At 55.5% G+C, this 19,798-nt stretch carries 16 protein-coding genes; 10 read left to right on the plus strand and 6 right to left on the minus strand.

From position 1 onward, the window contains the following. The first annotated feature begins 287 nt into the window (after nt 1–287). A complete protein-coding gene (locus NR195_RS19195) occupies nt 288–1,130 on the plus strand; it encodes a MurR/RpiR family transcriptional regulator (protein WP_010253340.1) in 843 nt (280 codons plus the stop codon). 98 nt (nt 1,131–1,228) lie between these two features. Here NR195_RS19195 and iolB read toward each other — a convergent pair whose 3' ends face one another. After that, nucleotides 1,229–2,047 (minus strand): 5-deoxy-glucuronate isomerase, encoded by an 819-nt coding sequence (gene iolB, locus NR195_RS19200; RefSeq protein WP_010671521.1) that lies wholly within the window; start codon nt 2,045–2,047, stop codon nt 1,229–1,231. 119 nt (nt 2,048–2,166) lie between these two features. Continuing rightward, nucleotides 2,167–3,672, minus strand: coding sequence for a CoA-acylating methylmalonate-semialdehyde dehydrogenase (locus NR195_RS19205; RefSeq protein ID WP_010671520.1), 1,506 nt, complete (start codon nt 3,670–3,672; stop codon nt 2,167–2,169). A 421-nt stretch (nt 3,673–4,093) separates the two neighbouring features. Here NR195_RS19205 and NR195_RS19210 point away from each other — a divergent pair, with 421 nt between their 5' ends. Next, a complete protein-coding gene (locus tag NR195_RS19210; RefSeq protein ID WP_256844823.1) occupies nt 4,094–4,909 on the plus strand; it encodes a TIM barrel protein in 816 nt (271 codons plus the stop codon). 84 nt (nt 4,910–4,993) lie between these two features. Here NR195_RS19210 and NR195_RS19215 read toward each other — a convergent pair whose 3' ends face one another. Further along, nucleotides 4,994–6,217: an MFS transporter gene (locus tag NR195_RS19215; RefSeq protein WP_050680341.1), complete on the minus strand. Its 1,224-nt coding sequence runs from the start codon at nt 6,215–6,217 to the stop codon at nt 4,994–4,996. Nucleotides 6,218–6,517: 300 nt separating this feature from the next. Between NR195_RS19215 and NR195_RS19220 the strand changes: the two genes are divergently transcribed. Then, complete coding sequence (locus NR195_RS19220) at nt 6,518–7,573, plus strand: AI-2E family transporter (protein ID WP_010253354.1); 1,056 nt, start codon at nt 6,518–6,520, stop codon at nt 7,571–7,573. Here the strand turns inward: NR195_RS19220 and NR195_RS19225 are convergent. Beyond that, nucleotides 7,562–8,245 (minus strand): FadR/GntR family transcriptional regulator, encoded by a 684-nt coding sequence (locus NR195_RS19225; RefSeq protein WP_010253357.1) that lies wholly within the window; start codon nt 8,243–8,245, stop codon nt 7,562–7,564. The two genes, NR195_RS19220 and NR195_RS19225, sit on opposite strands and share 12 nt — an antisense overlap. 149 nt (nt 8,246–8,394) lie before the next feature. Between NR195_RS19225 and uxuA the strand changes: the two genes are divergently transcribed. From uxuA to NR195_RS19250, 5 genes are all read left to right on the plus strand, one after another. Continuing rightward, nucleotides 8,395–9,579, plus strand: coding sequence for a mannonate dehydratase (gene uxuA / locus NR195_RS19230; protein WP_256844824.1), 1,185 nt, complete (start codon nt 8,395–8,397; stop codon nt 9,577–9,579). Nucleotides 9,580–9,865: 286 nt separating this feature from the next. Continuing rightward, complete coding sequence (locus NR195_RS19235) at nt 9,866–11,473, plus strand: EAL domain-containing protein (protein ID WP_182500872.1); 1,608 nt, start codon at nt 9,866–9,868, stop codon at nt 11,471–11,473. Nucleotides 11,474–11,897: 424 nt separating this feature from the next. Then, nucleotides 11,898–13,403: a glycine betaine/L-proline transporter ProP gene (gene proP, locus NR195_RS19240; RefSeq protein WP_010253365.1), complete on the plus strand. Its 1,506-nt coding sequence runs from the start codon at nt 11,898–11,900 to the stop codon at nt 13,401–13,403. Between the two features lie 127 nt (nt 13,404–13,530). Next, nucleotides 13,531–14,508, plus strand: a complete 978-nt coding sequence (hemB, locus tag NR195_RS19245) for a porphobilinogen synthase (protein ID WP_010671515.1) — start codon at nt 13,531–13,533, stop codon at nt 14,506–14,508. A 103-nt stretch (nt 14,509–14,611) separates the two neighbouring features. Next, nucleotides 14,612–15,580 (plus strand): diguanylate cyclase, encoded by a 969-nt coding sequence (locus NR195_RS19250; protein WP_061704369.1) that lies wholly within the window; start codon nt 14,612–14,614, stop codon nt 15,578–15,580. Nucleotides 15,581–15,606: 26 nt separating this feature from the next. Here NR195_RS19250 and NR195_RS19255 read toward each other — a convergent pair whose 3' ends face one another. After that, complete coding sequence (locus NR195_RS19255; protein ID WP_033759078.1) at nt 15,607–16,629, minus strand: alpha/beta fold hydrolase; 1,023 nt, start codon at nt 16,627–16,629, stop codon at nt 15,607–15,609. 344 nt (nt 16,630–16,973) lie between these two features. On the opposite strand from NR195_RS19255, the gene NR195_RS19260 reads away from it, so the two are divergent. Next, nucleotides 16,974–17,474: a helix-turn-helix domain-containing protein gene (locus NR195_RS19260; RefSeq protein WP_256844825.1), complete on the plus strand. Its 501-nt coding sequence runs from the start codon at nt 16,974–16,976 to the stop codon at nt 17,472–17,474. On the opposite strand, the gene NR195_RS19265 is transcribed toward NR195_RS19260, so the two are convergent. Then, entirely contained in the window at nt 17,475–18,134 is a 660-nt protein-coding gene (locus tag NR195_RS19265; RefSeq protein WP_022623997.1) for an epoxyqueuosine reductase QueH, read from the minus strand. A gap of 271 nt (nt 18,135–18,405) precedes the next feature. Here NR195_RS19265 and NR195_RS19270 point away from each other — a divergent pair, with 271 nt between their 5' ends. After that, complete coding sequence (locus NR195_RS19270) at nt 18,406–19,794, plus strand: sugar porter family MFS transporter (protein ID WP_010253379.1); 1,389 nt, start codon at nt 18,406–18,408, stop codon at nt 19,792–19,794. Nucleotides 19,795–19,798 lie beyond the last annotated feature (4 nt).

Consider the following 19,798-nt stretch of genomic DNA (forward strand, 5'->3'; position numbering starts at 1 on the left):
TTTAGCTAATGTGTTGCTGCCAGACCCGATTTTTCAGCAATCTGCAGCCATTCCAATCTGAATGGTGAAAGACTGCATACTTCCATCCCTGCTGGCATTTCATCCCGGCTTTCATCCTGACATTGCCCGCGAAAAGTCATGCATCGGGCGCTAAAGCTAATCTGTGAACCATTTCATAAAGCCATGAAATAAACCGCGTCGTTGACGCAAAGAAATGAAATTTTCCATCCATCTGATACTATAGCGCTCATTATGCAGCCATTATTCTAATTATACGGGCAGAAGTGATGAACAATAATCCCACCCAACTTTCTCTCTTGCAGGACGATATTCGTCGCCGCTACGAAACGCTGAGCAAGCGTCTTAAACAGGTTGCGCGCTACATCCTTGATAACAGTAACAGTATTGCTTTCGATACCGTCGCCTCGATTGCTCAGCAGGCCGATGTGCCACCGTCGACGCTGATCCGCTTTGCGAATGCTTTTGGCTTCAGCGGCTTCAACGAAATGAAACAGGTTTTTCGTCAGCATCTGATGGAGGAGACGGTCAACTATACCGAGCGCGCTCGCCTGTTTCGCCAGACCTCCACGGACGACAGCGCCAGTGCGCCTGAAAGTCCGGCGGAAATCCTCAACGTCTTTACCATGGTTAACAGCCAGGCGCTGCAGCAGCTGGCGATGCAGGTTAATCCTGAGCAGCTGAACAAAGCGGTGAAACTGCTGAATGAGGCTGAGAATATCTATGTTATCGGCCTGCGCCGCTCTTTCAGCGTCGCCTCCTACCTGGTCTACGCGCTGCGTCATCTTGAGCGCCGCGCTTTCCTGATTGATGGCCTGGGCGGGATGTTTACCGAGCAGCTCAGCCTGGTCAACCCGAAAGATGTGGTGATTGCGATCAGCTACTCGCCTTATGCACGTGAAGCGGTCGAGGTGGTTGAAATGGGTGCCAAACGCGGTGCGCATCAGATTGCCATTACCGACAGTCAGGTCAGTCCGCTGGCCGCCTTCAGCGATGTCTGCTTTGTAGTACGTGAAGCGCAGGTCGATGGCTTCCGTTCGCAGGTCGCTTCACTCTGCCTGGCACAGACGCTGGCGGTTTCGCTGGCACTGAACAACGCAAAGACCAGCTGAGTTCCACACACAAAAAAGGGCAGCGCGACAGGCTGCCCTTTTTACTGATATGAACGCGGCTTATAAACCGTGATTGCTGTTTATTTTTCAGCGAAGACTTACGCTTTCCGCGGATAGCTGTCGCTGTTCACCCAGGCGTGATCTTTCTCCCAGGTAAATTTCCACAGCCGCACCGGCCCCGCCATCACGTTCAGATAGTAGTTATTGTATCCCGCCAGCGTCGCTACCGGATGATAGCCGCGCGGTACCATCACCACGTCGCGATTATAAGGTGCCATACAGACATCCAGGGAACGGTCGTCGGTGTAGACGCGCTGCATGGCAAAGCCAGGTTCCGGATCGAAACGGTGATAGTAGGTCTCTTCCAGGTAGGTTTCGTTTTCACTCTCCTCCTGGTCGTGCTTGTGGCTGGGATAAGAGCTGGTATCACCCTCGTTGGTATAGACTTCCACCACCAGCAGGCTATCAGCCGGTTCATTGTCAGGCAGGATATTGTGAACCAGGCGCTGGTTGCGCCCTTTTCCGCGATGCTCAACACCAACATCGGCTGGCGCAATCAGGCGCGCAGGCAGATTCCCCTGACCGGGCGCATTACAGACCGCCAGCTCAAGATCGCTGTCAGCGTAAACCTCTACTTCATCATCATGCGGCACATAAACGGAATAAGGCGGTACGCGCTCAAAAGGCGACATGCGCTGACCGATACCGGGAAAATCAGCATGGCGGGTTTTTACCGAGGCCAGCCCGGCCACCAGCACCAGACACAGCTCTTTGTCACCACTACTGAGGCGCAGGGTTTCCCCTTTCTTCAGCAAATAGGCATCAAATCCCACATAACGCCAGCCGGCGCGCTCAGGCGTCACATGCTGAATACGACCCTGCGCGTCAGGGGCTTGTGCTTTCGACAGTAAAGACATCCTGATACTCCTCTCTGTCACGATTGACGCTGCGGTGGGCTCGCGGGCGCGGTGCCAGCGAACAAAGCGACCGGCAGATTATCCTGCCGGTCGCGCACCGGGATCAGCGTTGAAATGAATCAGCCTAAGGTTGGCATACTGAATTCAGACACAGTCTGCTGACCGGATGGCCAGCGTACGGTGGCCGTTTTCATGCGGGTATAGAAACGCACGCCATCCGGTCCATGAACATTGAGCGCGCCAAACACTGAACGCTTCCAGCCGCCGAAGCTGTGGAACGCCATCGGCACCGGAACCGGCACGTTGACACCGACCATACCCGCTTCAACGTTCTGCACAAACTCACGTGCGGTGTGACCGTTGCTGGTGAAAATCGCGCTGCCGTTGCCGAATTCATGGCTGTTAACCAGTTGCAGCGCACTGTCGTAGTCCGGCGCGCGCATGATGCTCAGCACCGGCCCAAAAATCTCTTCACGCCAGATCACCATCTCAGAGGTGACATGATCAAACAGCGTGCCGCCGACGTAGTAACCTTCGGCGTGACCCGCAACCTGCACGTTACGACCATCGACCACCAGCTTCGCGCCTTCCTGCTCGCCTTTGTCGATGTAGCCCAGCACTTTCTTCTGGTGCGCCGCCGAAACGACCGGTCCCATCTCATTTTCATCAGCGCCCTGATTAATGCCAGGGCCGATACGCAGCGCGTTCACCAGCGGAGTCAGACGGGCGATCAACTTGTCGGCGGTATCATCGCCCACGGCGACCACAACCGGCAGCGCCATGCAGCGTTCACCAGCAGAGCCAAACGCACCGCCCATAATGGCGTTGACGGTGGCATCCAGGTCGGCATCCGGCATAACGATAGCGTGGTTTTTCGCCGCGCCAAACGCCTGTACCCGCTTGCCGTGGGCGCTGGCGGTTTTATAGATATGCTCAGCCACGCCAGAAGAACCGACGAAGCTCACCGCGGCAATACGCGGATCTTTATAGAGCTGCTCAGCATCTTCATTGGAACTGTGCACCACGTTGAATACGCCATCGGGCAGGCCCGCTTCGGTCAGCAGTTCAGCCATACGCACTGCCGCGGAAGGATCCAGCGCCGGTGGCTTCAGCACAAAGGTGTTACCGCAGGCCAGGGCTATCGGGAACATCCACAGCGGCACCATCGCCGGGAAGTTAAACGGCGTAATGCCCGCCACGACGCCGACTGGCTGCATCAGCGAGTAGCTGTCAACGCCGCTGCCGACGTTCGGGGAATATTCGCCTTTAAGCAGATGGGGGATCCCGCAGGCAAACTCAATCACTTCGATGCCACGCGTCAGTTCACCCAGCGCATCGGACCAGACTTTGCCGTGCTCAGAGACAATCAGCGCCGCCAGCTCATCACGGTGCTTCTCCATCAGGGCTTTAAAGTTGAACAGAACGCGGGCGCGACGCAGCGGCGAGGTTTTCGACCAGGCGGCAAAAGCGTCATGCGCGACACCAATCGCCTGGGCCACTTCATCAGCGGTACTTTGCGTCAGTTCACGTACCACTTTGCCGGTTGCCGGATCGTAAACAGGAATGGTTTCGTTGCTGGCGCTGAAAGTGGTTTTACCGCCAATAAAGTTACCTATGATTGTCATGATGTTGCCTCTTTAGATGGTTAAGTTCCCTGCAGACGGACCATGCGACCTGCCACACTGCCTGACCAGGCAAACCTGAAAGCGTGCTATGAAGCTATTACAGTGGAACAAATTTTTCAAATGGTTCTTTTTGGAAAATTTGATTTTAGCGGCACAGATCGCATTTTTCCTGCCACTTAGTCTCTCGCGGCATCACGATGACGGGAGGCCACTAATAGCGGCCAGCCTTAGCGTAGCAGGGTAATAGCCGGGGAGTGGTTTGGGCGTTTTACTGCGAAGTCGATCCAGCCTTTATGCATCGGGCTGAAACGGAATATGAAATTAATGCGAGGCTGATCTAATAATTTGTGTTTCATTATTCACTATTAATGAAATAAATGTTCTCTTTGGTCGCATCATCCTCCTGCCCCGGAGTCAGCGCATGGCCATCGATCCAACCCGTTTCTGTATCAACCGCAAAATTGCGCCCCGGCTCTCGCTGGAGGCATTTTTTCAGCTGGTTCAGCGCCTGGGGCTGAGCAAGGTTGAACTGCGTAATGACATGCCGGGCGGCAGCGTCACTGACGATCTCAGCACCGATCAGCTGCGCGCTCTGACCGACAGGTATCATATTGATATCATCACCATTAATGCGCTCTATCCGTTTAACCGCATTGATGACGCGCTACTGGCCCGGGCCGAAGCACTGTTACAGACAGCACAACAGATTGGTGCAAAGGCGCTGGTCATGTGTCCGCTGAATGAGGGGATAGCCGTGTCGCCTCAGCAAACCCAGGCGGCGATGCAGCAGCTGGCCCCGCGCTTTGCCCACTATGGCATTCAGGGTCTGGTGGAGCCGCTGGGTTTTCCGGTCAGCTCGCTGCGTTCGGCGGTACAAACGCAGCAATTGATCGCCGCGGCGGACGTGCCCTTTAAGTTATTGCTGGATACCTTTCACCATCATCTCTATGAGCAGGCTGAGCAGGAGTTTCCAGCCGGCATTGATGTTAACCAGATCGGTCTGGTGCACCTTTCGGGCGTGGAAGATCGCCGTCCGACCGCCGAACTGACCGATGAAGAACGCATCATGCTGAGTGATAACGATGTAATGAAGAGCATGGTGCAGGTGAAGCGGCTGGAGATGCTTGGCTATAAGGGCGTTTATGCCTTTGAGCCTTTCTCCAGTCAGCTCAGCAACTGGACCCCTGCGGAGGTTGAACGCCAGATCCGCAACAGTATTGAACTGCTGCAAGCCTGAATCCTGTTCTGCGCTTTGCGCGCACCATTAATCGGTTTATCTGTGTCTGAAAAGACGTTCTGGCCCGCTGCTGGGCCATTTTTTTTATCCTGAAGAATCGTCTGCTGCCGGCAACACCGCCTGACGCCGCTGCATGCGCAGCGTGCAGAAAAAAGCGACGCAGACCAGCAGCGCCGTGAGCAGGTAGACGCGTGAGACACCCGCATAAGTCATGATGAATCCGGCAAGTGGCCCGGTTATCCCCAGCGACAGATCCATAAAGGCGGTGTAGGTCGCCAGCGCGCTGCCCTGATTCTGCTGCGGCACCACTTTTACCGCCACCACGCCCAGCGCCGGGAATACCAGCGAGAACCCGGCACCGGTCAGAAATGCGCCCGCTTTTGCCATCCAGGGATCACCCGCTGCGGCCACCAGAAACAGTCCGGCGGCTTCAACCGCCAGGCAGATGCTGGCGACCCGCAGACCGCCGTGGCGGTTAATCGCATTCGGGAACAGCAGGCGCGCGCCGACGAAAGCGCCGCTGAACAGGGAGAGCGCAAAGGCGGCCCCTTCCCAGCCTTTATCCTGATAGAACAGGGTAATAAAGGTGGCGATGACACCGAAACCCGCCGAACCCATCGCCAGAATCGCACCAAAACCGGCGATTTTCCCCAGCACTGCACGAAACGGCAGAGGTCTGGCCCGGCTGGCTTTTACGGCCGGACGCGGCACCGCGCAGACGATGCCTACCACGCAGATAGCAACAATGACCAGCGACAGCCACAGCAGGCCACCCGCCCGGAATATCACCACGCCGAGCGGCGCACCAATCGCCATCGCGCCATAAGTGACAATGCCGTTCCAGGAGATAACCCGGCCAATGTGCAGCGAACCCACCCGCGCCACACCCCACAACGAGGTGCCGGTGCCGGTAAAACTCTGACCCACGCCCAGAATCAAGCGGCCCACGCAGAGTAGCGTCAGGCTTAACAGCGGTGATTCGATGAGCGCCGCCAGCAAAATACACAACCCGCTGATCAGACAGCCCACCAGGCCGGTCACCACCACTTTCTTTGGCCCCCAGAGATCGGCATAGCGTCCGGCGTGTGGGCGGCTCAGCAGCGTCGCCACATATTGCAGGCTGATTACCAGGCCCGCCCAGAATGCGCTGAAGCCCAGCTGGTCATGCACCCATCCTGGCAATACCGCCAGCGGCAGACCGATAGTGAGATAGCTGGCAAAGTTGTAGGCCACGATAGAGAGGATCAGCAGAGAGATGTTCAGGTTTCCGGATGGGGTGCTCGGTTCCGCTGCAGGCTGTTCAGGCATGAGTCCTCGCGCTCGTATTTGGCTGAATGATAAGGTTTATCCTTTAACTATACCCGCTTTCGCCACTGGCGCATCTTAATGACACGGCTATCGGGCGGCTGCCCCTGCCCGGACGTGCAGCAGAAAGCCGGGTAAAAACCGGAACAATGGGGAGTTGCTGCTCTGCCGCGATAGCTGAGTGCTGTGGCGCTGATTACATCACCCACCTGCCACCGCGCTTTACCGTTTCTCTGATAAATCAGATTGTTAATTTTGTTTCAGCTACACTTTCAACAGCCAAATTACGTTATGAGAGAGAGAATGAGCGAGCTGCAACGGGAAAAGATCGGACAAAATATTCTGATAAAACTGGCGATGCTGGTCATTATCCTCGCCGGGGTTCGGGCAGCGTCCGATATTCTGGTTCCGCTGCTGCTGGCGGCGTTCTTTGCCATTGTGCTGAATCCGCTGGTAACGATGCTGATGCGTCGTGGCTTCCGCCGTGGGCTGGCGATTGGGCTGGTGATCACGGTGATTTTCTGCGCTCTCGTGCTGCTGGGTGCCATTATTGCCAGCTCAATGAGCGAGTTTTCCGATCTCTATCCGCAACTGCGCGCCACCATGGAGCAGAAAATGACGGTGCTGCAACATCTGGCGGCGGGCTTTCATCTTAATATTTCAACCGATGCGCTGGTACAGCGTTTCGATCCTAATACCATGATGAACCTGGCTACCGTGGCACTGAGCGGCTTTTCCGGCGCGATGACCAATACCGTGCTGCTGGTGCTGACCGTGGTCTTTATGCTGTTTGAGGTCCATCACCTGCCCTATAAAATGCGCAACGCGCTGGTGAATCCGAAAATTCGCATCGCCGGACTGCATAAAGCGCTGAAAGGCGTCACGCACTATCTGGCGCTGAAAACCCTGGTGAGTCTGATAACCGGCATCGCGGTCTGGCTGAGTCTCTATCTGCTGGATGTGAAGTTTGCGCTGTTATGGGGTGTCGTGGCGTTTATCCTCAACTTTATTCCCAATATCGGCCCGATTATCGCTGGTATCCCGCCCTTCCTGCAGGCGTTGTTACTGAACAGCCTGTTTGATGCCGCGATGGTGGCGGCGCTGTTTACCGCGATTCATATGGTGTTTGGCAATATGCTGGAACCGCGCCTGATGGGGCGCGGTCTTGGCTTATCGACACTGGTGGTGTTTCTGTCGCTGGTGTTCTGGGGCTGGCTGCTCGGTCCGGTCGGCATGCTGCTCTCGGTGCCGCTCACCAGCATTACTAAAATTCTGATGGAAACCACGCCAGGCGGCAGCCGTCTGGCGATTATGCTGGGCACCGGACGACCCAAGCGGGCGCGGGCATTAACCAAGTAGCCGCTGCTGCACGTGCTGGAGATGGCTCTCCATCGCCTGACGGGCTGCTGCTTCATCGCCCGCCACAATCGCATTGGCGATCTGCTGATGGTCAGCGTTCATCTCCTGCGCGAAGCTGTTATCGGCATAATGGCGCTCCAGTCGCTGCACATGCGGGCTGTGGCGCCGGTTCCATAACTGCTCCAGCAGGTCGCGTAATACATCATTGCCGCTCATCTCACTGATCAGCAGATGGAAGCGCTTGTCCTGCTCCAGAAAGGCCGCGTCGTTTTCATTGTACTGCTGCAGTTCAGCGGTCAGCGCCAGCAGTGCTGCACGCTGAACGGTGGTGCCGTTACGTGCGGCAAATCCTGCCAGCATCCCCTCAAAGGCTTCACGTGCCTGCAACAGATCCTGCAGACTGCAGGTTTCGCTCTCCTGCGGAACCGCGGCTTGCGGCAACGGCTGGGCGACGTAAACGCCGTTGCCAGTGCGGATATCGACCCAGCCGGTCATCTCCAGCGCAATCAATGCTTCACGCACTGATGAACGACTGACACCCAGCTGTTTTGCCAGCTCACGCTCCGGTGGCAGCAAACCACCTGCCACAAAGTCACCGCGCGTGATACCGGCCATGATGACGTTGGCGATCTGACGGTACAGGCGCTCGGTTTTTATTACTGGCAGCGTCATCACCCTCTCCTCTGATTGCACGTAAAAGCGATCTCTTCACCGATGCAGTTTGTCATGCTGCGATCCGGATCACGGCCCTGTTTTGTCCACTATCATACTCTTGGCCCAGCGGCCTGACCACTGGGCCACATCACAGTTGAGGAGTAAAAATGGAACATACATGGCGATGGTACGGCCCCAACGACCCGGTCTCACTGGATGATGCGCGTCAGGCGGGCGCGACCGGCATTGTGACGGCGCTGCACCATATCCCTAACGGCGAGGTATGGCCGGTTGAGGAGGTTAAAGCGCGTCAGGCACTGCTGGCGGAAAAAGGTCTGGTCTGGTCGGTGGTAGAGAGCATCCCGGTCCATGAGGCGATTAAAACCCAGCGTGGTGACTACCTTCGCTATATCGCTAATTATCAGCAGTCGATACGCAATCTGGCCGCCTGCGGCATTGATACCGTCTGCTACAACTTCATGCCGGTGCTGGACTGGACGCGAACCGACCTCGCCTGGACGCTACCGGATGGCGCAAAAGCGCTGCGCTTCGACGCCGACGCTTTCGCGGCCTTCGAGCTTTATCTGTTGCAGCGTCCGGGAGCGGAACAGGATTACAGCCCAGCCGAGCAGCAGGCCGCCGCTCAGCGCTTTGCCGCCATGAGCGCAGAAGAGAAAAGCACCCTGGTGCGCAATATTATCGCCGGTCTGCCAGGCGCCGAAGAGGGTTACACCCTGGAGCAGTTTCAGGCGCAGCTGACGCAGTATGACGGCATCGACAAAGCGAAACTGCGCGAGCATATGGCGACCTTCCTGCGCGCCATCGTGCCGGTTGCGGAGGAAACGGGCGTTAAACTGGCGGTGCATCCGGATGACCCACCACGTCCTATTCTGGGCCTGCCGCGCATTATTTCTACCCAGGAAGATATGCAGTGGCTGAAAGAAACCGTGGACAGCCTGCACAACGGTTTCTGTTTCTGTACCGGCTCCTATGGCGTGCGTGCCGACAATGCGCTGGTTGAGATGGCGGAAACCTATGCCGACCGCATTAACTTTATCCATCTGCGCGCCACGAAACGCGAGGCAAACCCGGCCAGCTTCCATGAAGCGGCGCATCTGGCGGGCGACGTCGATATGGTCGGCGTGATCAAGGTTATTCTGGCGGAAGAGCAGCGCCGCCGTCGGGCGGGCAACCTGCGGGCGATTCCCATGCGTCCCGATCACGGCCATCAGATGCTGGACGACCTGCATAAGCGCACCAATCCCGGTTATTCCGCCATTGGCCGCCTGAAAGGCCTTGCCGAACTGCGCGGCGTTGAAGTAGCGCTGAAACAGATCTATTTTGCCGATTAAGTAAAACGTCCTGCCCTGCGCCCGCCTCAGGACGGGCCAGGGTCTCTCCTGGCCGCTGCGGCGGATCGGCCTTCTGCCCTGCCTGCCTCCCGTTTTCATTTGATTTTTTCCTGCATAGCAACGAAAACCAAACAACCTGTCAAAAAATGCAATGTCTGGTCGATAATTGACCTTAGTCAGTTCTCCTGATCGCAAAAACGCTAATCTGCACCGCCCGGAGAGATGCTATGCTGCGCCACTGATCAGCACCTCCGCATAACACCAATAATACTCAGAGGATTCAGCGGTGCCGCTACTGAAACGAAAACGCGACTACGCCAGGCTGGTGATTATTATTTCCGGCGTGCTGCCTCTGATTATTGGCATTTTTTTCACCGCCCTGGATGCGCGCCACACCGTGCATCAGCAGCAGGTAACCGCGGCGAATACGCTGTTATCTCAGGCTGAAAGAATGAGCGACAGCGCCTGGGATATGATTACCGTGCTGCGCCAGTTTCATCATCAGCCCTGCAGCCAGATTGAAAACCAGTTGCAGCGCATTGGCTCGCTCAACCCCTATTTTCGCGCGATCGGTAAAATGGAGCAGGATCACATCGCCTGCTCGTCGGTGTATGGTTCACGCCCAGGCCTGCTGAAAGAGATGATCATGCGCGACGCGCCGGTTACCGGAAAAGCCTGGTGGAGTCTGTCCATTGCCGGAACAACGGGCGTACCGAATCGTCCGGCCGTGATTTTTATGCGCGATTTGCCCGATGGCGAGGGATTCTGGGCAGTGATTGATGGCCAGTATCTGATCGATTTTATGCGCGCGATCAGCAGCAGCCATCTCTATCATTTCAGCATGACGTTCAGCGGCGGCGCGCCGATCTCGTTTGGCGATCCGCACATCGCCGCGTCCAGCTGGTTTGAACCCATGATTTATCAGGCTATCTCCCATCGCTATCCGCTCTCTGTCACCCTCATTGCCTCACCCTCTGAACTGATCTCGGCCTGGCGTCAGGTGATGTTTATCATCATGCCGATGGCCGCTATCTTCTCTATTCTGCTGATGATGCTGATGGCGAACTGGCTGAAACGGCGTATTTCATGGCGCGATGAGATTCGCCGGGCCATCACCAGCGGCCAGTTCAGGGCGCACTATCAGCCGGTCTACGACAACCGGCTGCAACGCTGCAGCGGCGCTGAAGCCCTGCTGCGCTGGACAACGCCCGACGGTAAAGGCGTGCGGCCAGATATTTTTATCGGCGCAGCAGAAGCGGAAGGCATGATTGTGCCGCTGACCCGCCATCTGCTCGATTTAATTGCAGAGGATGTGCAGGCGTGGCAGGTTGAGCCCCATTTCCACCTGGCCATTAACGTGGCGGCGGATCATCTGCAGCATCCTGACTTTGTCGACGATATGCTGCAGTTTGCCGAACGGATCAAAGATAAGCAGTTCCTGATTACCCTTGAGCTGACCGAACGCAGCCTGATCAAAGATGGCGCTGAGGTGGCTCGCAAGCTGGAGCAGTTACGTGGTTGCGGAATGAAGGTCGCGATTGATGATTTTGGGACCGGTCACTGTTCGCTGAGCTATTTACAGACCTTCACGATAGATTATCTGAAAATCGATCGCGGCTTTATCAACGCGATTGAATCTCTGGAAGGCAGAACGCCGGTGCTGGACGCCATTATCCAGCTCAGCCATGAGCTTGAGCTGGAAGTGCTGGGAGAAGGCGTTGAGACCGCGTTACAGTTCAGCTATCTGCAACGGCGCGGCGTGGTCTTTATCCAGGGCTATTATTATGCCCGCCCGATGGACAACACGGCGCTGGTTGCCTGGCTGACCGATCGGGGCGAACAGCCGATTGAGCGGGAGCTGGCTCTTCAGACCCGGCAGGAACCCGACGTCTGAACCAGAGCAGATGGCAGCTGAACCGCCAGTCGAGCAACATTCACTCATCTTTCTGCTCTCCGCCCTGTGATGCAAAGCGGATAACCGCTTCCGGTGCCAGCATGGCCCGTAACTTCCCTCTCTTTGACCCTGTTTTGCTGAAAAAAACGGCGGTCGTCACGCTCAGTGATAATTTTTCTGCGGTTGCAAACAGCTCTATTTGTTGTAAAAACAGGCCGGATGTAGCCCAAACATGACAGATATCACACAAAAACGGTATACTCTGTCGCTGTTCGCAATAATCACAACAGTAATTATTGTGTCTGCCGGCGCATAAACAGTGCTTATTTACGGCTATGCTTAAATTTCTCAACGCAGCGGTCTGAACGACTCACACCCGGCTCGCGCCGTTGAGGACTTTCGTGTTCCAATACAGGGTAATTCTATGAAATTGCGTAGGAAGCGTGTAAAACCAATTGGGATCGATGATGTGACTATCATCGATGATACCCGTTTACGTAAAGCCATCACCGCGGCCTCTCTGGGCAACGCGATGGAGTGGTTCGACTTCGGTGTTTACGGCTTTGTGGCCTATGCGCTGGGTAAGGTCTTTTTCCCGGACGTTTCACCGGGCGTTCAGATGATTGCGGCGCTCGCCACTTTCTCTGTTCCTTTCCTGATTCGCCCGCTGGGTGGACTGTTCTTCGGTATGCTGGGCGACAAATATGGTCGTCAGAAAATCCTCTCCATCACCATCATCATCATGTCGGTCAGTACTTTCTGTATCGGTCTGATACCGTCCTACGCCTCCATCGGCATCTGGGCTCCTATTCTGCTGCTGTTAGCGAAGATGGCTCAGGGCTTCTCGGTGGGCGGTGAATATACCGGTGCCTCAATCTTTGTGGCCGAATATTCGCCTGACCGTAAACGCGGCTTTATGGGAAGCTGGCTCGACTTTGGTTCGATTGCGGGCTTCGTGCTCGGTGCGGGCCTGGTGGTGCTGATTTCCTCCATTATCGGAGAAGAGAGTTTCCTTGAGTGGGGCTGGCGTCTGCCGTTCTTCGTCGCGCTGCCGCTGGGAATTATCGGTCTTTACCTGCGTCATGCGCTGGAAGAGACACCGGCATTCCAGCAGCACGTGGACAAACTGGAACAGGGCGACCGCGAAGGCCTGCAGGATGGTCCACAGGTATCGTTTAAAGAGATTGCGACCAAACACTGGCGCAGCCTGCTCTCCTGTGTCGGTCTGGTTATCGCCACTAACGTCACCTACTACATGTTGCTGACGTACATGCCGAGCTACCTGTCACATAACCTGCACTACAGCGAAGACCACGGTGTGATGATTATCATCGCCATCATGATCGGTATGCTGTTTGTCCAGCCAATGATCGGCATGATGAGTGACCGTTTCGGTCGTCGTCCGTTTGTCATCATCGGCAGTATCGCCCTGATGATCTTCGCAATTCCCGCCTTTATGATGATCAACAGTGGCGTACTGGGACTGATTTTTGGTGGTCTGCTGCTGCTGGCGGTAATCCTCAACGCCTTTACTGGCGTGATGGCCTCTTCACTGCCTGCGATGTTCCCGACGCACATCCGCTACAGTGCGCTGGCGAGTGCGTTTAACATCTCGGTACTGGTTGCCGGTCTGACGCCAACGCTGGCCGCCTGGCTGGTAGAAACGACCAATAACCTCTACATGCCAGCCTACTATCTGATGGTGGTGGCAGTGATTGGTCTGATTACCGGTCTGTACATGAAAGAAACTGCCAATAAGCCCCTGAAAGGCGCGACACCGGCGGCTTCTGATATGGAAGAAGCGCGCGAAATCCTGCAGGAACATCACGATAACATCGAGCACAAAATCGAAGATATCGACGAAGAGATCTCCCGCCTGGAAGCGAAACGTAAAAACCTGGTGCAGCAGCATCCGGATATCAACGAGTAACCGTTCTGCTCTCCCGCCGCCCGGCGGGAGAGTTCTTTTCCCCTCTCCTGACCGCACACAAACCTTCATCCCTCGCGGGCAAAGGGAGTAAACTGTTGTCACTTTTTTCACCTGCGTAAGAATGAAAATGTCTGATTATTCCCTTATCCAGCGCCCAAGAAGATTGCGCGCCAGCGCCTCAATGCGTGAAATGTTCCAGGAGTCCTCACTGAGCCTGAACGATCTGGCTCTGCCCATCTTTGTTGAAGAAGAAGTCGACGATTACAAAGCGATTCAGGCGATGCCTGGCGTGATGCGTATTCCGGAAAAACGTCTCGCCTATGAAATTGAGCGCATCGCCAAAGCGGGTATCCGCTCGGTGATGACCTTCGGTATTTCGCACCATACCGATGCCACCGGCAGCGATGCCTGGAACGAGAACGGTCTGGTGGCACGTATGTCCCGCATCTGCAAAGATACCGTGCCAGAAATGATCGTGATGTCTGACACCTGCTTCTGTGAATACACCAGCCACGGCCACTGTGGCGTGTTGTGTGATCACGGCGTCGATAACGATGCAACCCTGGAAAACCTGGGTAAGCAGGCCGTCGTTGCCGCCGCAGCCGGTGCGGATTTCATCGCCCCGTCAGCGGCGATGGATGGTCAGGTTGAGGCGATTCGCCGGGCACTGGACGCCGCGGGCTTCACTCAGACCGCCATCATGTCCTACTCCACCAAATTCGCCTCCTCGTTTTACGGCCCGTTCCGTGAAGCGGCCGGAACGGCGCTGAAAGGCGACCGTAAAACCTACCAGATGAACCCGATGAACCGCCGTGAAGCGATCCGTGAATCGCTGCTCGACGCGGCGCAGGGCGCGGATTCACTGATGGTGAAACCGGCAGGTGCTTATCTGGATATCCTGCGCGATATCCGTGAACGTACCGAATTGCCGCTGGCGGCTTATCAGGTGAGTGGTGAATACGCGATGATCAAGTTTGCCGCTCAGGCTGGTGCCATTGATGAACGCAATGTGGTGCTGGAAAGCCTGGGTGCGATTAAACGCGCCGGTGCAGACCTGATTTTCAGCTATTTCGCCCTTGATCTCGCCGAACAAAAAGTGCTCTGATCCCCTCCTTATAAAGAGCGTGATGGCTATGTCACGCTCTTCTTCTTCGCCGTAAGGCAAACACCAGAACCTGGCTTGAGCTAAAAAAATAAAGGGCTCTGTGATGAAAGCACCTGAAATCGCTGCCGACGAGGCACAACGTTTATCGCAGTTGCGTGCGCTGAACATAATGAACACCCCAGCGGAAGAACGATTTGATCGTTTAACCCGTCTGGCGCGCCGCCTGTATGACGTTCCTATCGCGTTAGTCAGCCTGCTGGAAGCTGACCATCAGTGGTTTAAATCCGCTCAGGGCTATGAACCCGCAGGATCGCCCCGCGACATCTCCTTTTGCGGTCATGCCATCCTGCAGGATGAGATCATGATCGTTGAAGATGCCACAGAAGATGAACGTTTTTATGATAATCCGCTGGTTACCGGCGAACCGCATATCCGCTTTTATGCCGGCTGTCCGCTGCGGGCACCGGGCGGCGCTAAAATGGGTACCCTCTGTATCATTGGTCGTGAACCGCGTCAGTTTAATGAAGAGGATCAGGCCACGATGCGCGATCTGGCCGCCATGGCCGAAGCGGAACTGGTCGCCTTTCAGACTGCCACCTGTGATGAACTGACGCAGATCACCAATCGTCGCGGCTTTATGACGCTGGGACAGATGGTGCTGAACGAGTGCCGGCTGAAAAACCGGCCCGCCTGCCTGACCTTTCTCGATCTCGACAAATTTAAGCAGATTAATGACTCGCTGGGCCACCGCGAAGGCGACCGGGCGCTGATGGACTTTGCCGATGCGATGAAAGTGGTGTTCAAGCATTCGGATCTGTTTGCCCGTCTGGGCGGCGATGAGTTTGTGGTGCTGTTTAATGGTCTGCAGCAGCAGCAGAGCGAAGCGCTGCTCCTGCAGTTTGACCGTTATCTGCAACAGCAATCAGTCAGTCTGAACCGCCGTTACCGCCTGCAATTCTCGTCCGGCGTCGTGGAGTTTGACGCGGCGCATCCGCAATCGCTGGAGCAGTTGCTGCACGACAGCGATGAGCAGATGTACCTCAGTAAAAAGCAGAAACGCGTGGCGATCTAAGGTCAGGCGCCGCAGCGCCTGACGGTTCAGGGACGCGCCAGATCGTCGAGCAGCGTCTGGTTAAATTTTGCCGGCTCTTCCATTTGCGGCGCGTGTCCCATACCGGGGAATTCGATTAAGCGCGCCCCCGGAATGCGTTTTGCGACCTCTTTACCCAGTACCGCGTAATCACCCAGCCGGGCTTTCACCTCTGCCGGGGCGATATCACTGCCGATGGCAGTCGTGTCTGAGGTGCCGATCATCAGCGTGGTGGGCACTTTCAGATCGCCGAATTCATAAAATACGGGCTGCGTGAAGATCATGTCGTAGATTAAGGCGGAGTTCCACGCCACCTTCTGGTGGCCCGGCCCGCTGTTGAGTCCGGCCAGCATATCAACCCACTTGTCATATTCGGGTTTCCAGCGACCGACATAGTAGGTCTGCTGCTCATACTTCTTAATGCCCTCTGCGCTGAGTTTGAGTTCGCGCTGATACCACTGATCCACGGATCGCCACGGTGCGCCTTTGGCTTTCCAGTCCTCCAGCCCGATCGGGTTAACCAGCACCAGCTTCTGTGTCTGTTCCGGGTACATCAGCGCATAACGTGTTGCCAGCATCCCGCCAGTGGAGTGACCCATAATCACCGCCTTCTTCACACCCAGCCGGGTGAGCAACTGATGGGTGTTATCTGCCAGCTGCTGAAAACTGTACTGGTAACTGGCTGGTTTGGTCGAGCTGCAGAAGCCAATCTGGTCGGGCGCGATAACGCGATATCCCTGCTGACTGAGTGCGCGAATGGTCTCTTCCCAGGTCGCGCCACAGAAGTTTTTACCGTGCATCAGCACCACGGTTTCGCCGTTGGCCCGTTGCGCCGGTTTCACATCCATATAGCCCATACTCAGCGGCTGCTGCTGGGATTTAAAATCAAAATGCTGCAACGGATAGGGGTATTGAAATCCTTCCAGCTGTTCGCCATACACACCAGCGGCACTGGCCGGTGCATGAGCAAATAACGCCAGCGAGGTGAGCAAGGCGGCAAGCGGTTTTTTCAGCGCGTATGTCGGGCTCATCCGGGGGGTTCTCCAGGTTAAAGGTTAGCCGTAAGCCTGGCATGTCGCAGCCAAAAATCTATTGATGTGCCGTGCTATAGCCGTGATTACAGAGATTCCGGCAAGGTAAACCGTGAGTCTGGCTGCGGACTCACGGCTCATTTTGATTATTGTCCCGCGGAACCACTTATTCATTCACCTACAATTACCAACAGATTAATCACAATTCATCTTTTTTATTAATAACACCCCCTCAAATGAATATCTTCAGAGATAACGATTAAAATCCTGAAAAATCTTTACGCAAAGAATAAGCACATTAAGATAAATATTTTAGAATCTTCTTAAATCAAACAGGGGGTTCTATGAACGAAAATAAATATAACGAAAGCGTGATCGTCTCTATCACTGAGTGGATTAATAATAATCTGGATCAGCGTTTAAGCGTTGATGATATTGCAGAAAAGGCGGGTTACTCTAAGTGGTATTTACAGAAACTTTTTGCCCGTTATCATAATGAAACCCTGGCGCGATATATTCGTAAGAAAAAGCTTAACGCCAGTGTTCATGATTTAAAAAACAGCCGCACGCCCATCATCAGCCTGGCGCTGAAATACCATTTTGAAAGCCAGCAATCTTTTACCCGATCTTTTAAGCAGATTATGGGTTGCACGCCGAGCGTCTGCCGTAAACGTCTGATGAAGGACGAGGCAAAGCAGCAGCTGGACGACGTTGATGATCCCTGTGCGTTGTGCAGTTACGGTCGGGCGGAAAGCTTAAAGCAGAGCTGTGGCGTAACAGTCCGGCCTGTTACGCGCTCAGCGCGCGGATATGCGCCGGCAGACGCTTTCCGCGAAATAGGTTAATCAGGATTCATCCGGCTGATAATATTGCACACCAATCTGAATACGCTCACGTCCCTGGGTGACGCGATGACGATTGGTGTCGCGCAGTGAATAGACACAGCCACAATATTCCTGCTGATAGAAACTCTCGCGCTTGCTGATTTCAATCATGCGCGATGACCCACCACCTTTACGCCAGTTAAAATCCCAGTACATCAGATCCGGATACGCCGCCGCTGCGCGGACTCCGCAGCTGTTAATCTGCTTCATATCTTTCCAGCGCGAAATACCCAGGCAACTGGTCATCACCGGAAAGCCGTTCTCATGGGCATAGAGTGCCGTACGTTCAAAGCGCATATCAAAGCACATGGTGCAGCGTTCACCCCGTTCCGGTGACCACTCCAGGCCGCGCGCCCGCTCAAACCAGTTATCCCGGTCATAGTCCGCATCAATAAACGGCACACCAAATTTTTCGGCAAAGCGAATATTCTCCTCTTTACGCAGCTCATACTCTTTGAGCGGATGAATATTCGGGTTGTAGAAATAGATCGTGTATTCAATGCCGGATGCCAGCATCGCTTCCATCACCTCACCCGAGCAGGGTGCGCAACAGGAGTGCAGCAGGACTTTTTTATGGCCGCCCGGCAGAGGCAGCGGCTGACGCTGGAAAGGTTCAGACATAAGCACCTTCAATCAATAGCAGTAAAGCGGCAGTGTAATGCCGCAGGCGGGCAGTTGCAAAACCTGACCTGACGCGCCCTGTTTTGCGTAATCGTGCCCCGGCCGCGGTTTCCCTCTCCTGAACCAACCCGCTGATCTCTGATGCTTTCTTATCGCGGCAATGCTGTATGGCACCGGTGATAGCCGGAAGTGTGATCGCCCCCACACTGGCATCGACTATGTTTACATAACATTAACAATATTGACACAGAACCCCCGCAAGGAGACTCGCATGGTCGCGGCAAAAAAATCGGGAAACCAACAGAACCGCTTTACCTGGTTCGTCTGTTTTATGGCTGCGCTGTCCGGCCTGCTGTTTGGTCTGGATATCGGCGTCATTGCAGGTGCCTTGCCGTTTCTGGCGAAGGATTTGCAGATCACTAACCATCAGCAGGAGTGGGTAGTGAGTTCGATGATGTTTGGCGCGGCGCTGGGCGCACTGGCGGCGGGCTGGATGTCATCAAAGCTGGGACGGAAGAAAAGTATGCTGGCGGGCGCGACGCTGTTTGTCATTGGCTCGCTGTGGTCAGCCTTCTCACCGGATGTGGAGTCGCTGGTCTGTGCCCGCGTGATGCTGGGTCTGGCGGTGGGAATCGCCTCTTACACCGCGCCACTCTATCTGGCGGAGATTGCGCCTGAACGTATTCGTGGCTCAATGATTTCGATGTACCAGCTGATGCTGACCACCGGCATTGTCGTGGCCTATCTCTCCGACACCGCGTTCAGCTACAGCGGTAACTGGCGCGGGATGCTCGGCGTGATCGCCATTCCGGCGGTGATCCTGTTTATCGGCGTGCTGTTTCTGCCCAACAGTCCGCGCTGGCTGGCGGCGCACGGACGCTTTAACGAGGCGCAGCGGGTGCTGGATCGGCTGCGTAACAGCAGCGAACAGGCCCGGGAGGAGCTGGAAGAGATCCGGGAAAGCCTGCAGGTGAAGCAGCGCGGCTGGTCGCTGTTCCGTTCTAATGGCAATTTCCGCCGCGCGGTGTGGCTGGGTATGCTGCTACAGGTTATGCAGCAGTTTACCGGCATGAATGTGGTGATGTATTACGCGCCTAAAATCTTCAACATCGCCGGCTTCTCCAGCACCAGTGAGCAGATGTGGGGCACGGTGATTGTCGGGCTGGTCAATATGCTGGCCACGCTGATTGCAATCTTCTTTGTCGATCGCTGGGGTCGCAAGCCGATGCTCACCACCAGTTTTCTGGTGATGGCGGTTGGCATGGGCGTGCTGGGAACGCTATTGCACATCGGCGTTGAAACAGATTTCCGCAAATACTTTGCTGTCGCGATGCTGCTGATGTTTATCGTCGGCTTTGCGATGGCGGCCGGACCGGTGATCTGGCTGCTCTGTTCAGAGATTCAGCCACTGAAAGGGCGTGATTTCGGCATTACCGCCTCCACCACCACTAACTGGGTCGGCAATATGATTGTTGGCGCCACCTTCCTGACCATGCTGGATCAACTGGGTAATGCCAACACCTTCTGGTTCTACGGCGCGCTCAACCTGGTGTTTATCGTGCTGACGCTGATGCTGGTACCGGAGACCAAACATGTGACGCTGGAGCACATTGAACGCAATCTGATGAAGGGTAAAGCGCTGCGTGACATCGGGGCGTAACCGC

The sequence above is a fragment of the Pantoea sp. Ft-CA_14 genome (assembly GCF_024520875.1).
Classification (GTDB): Bacteria; Pseudomonadota; Gammaproteobacteria; order Enterobacterales; family Enterobacteriaceae; genus Pantoea; species Pantoea agglomerans.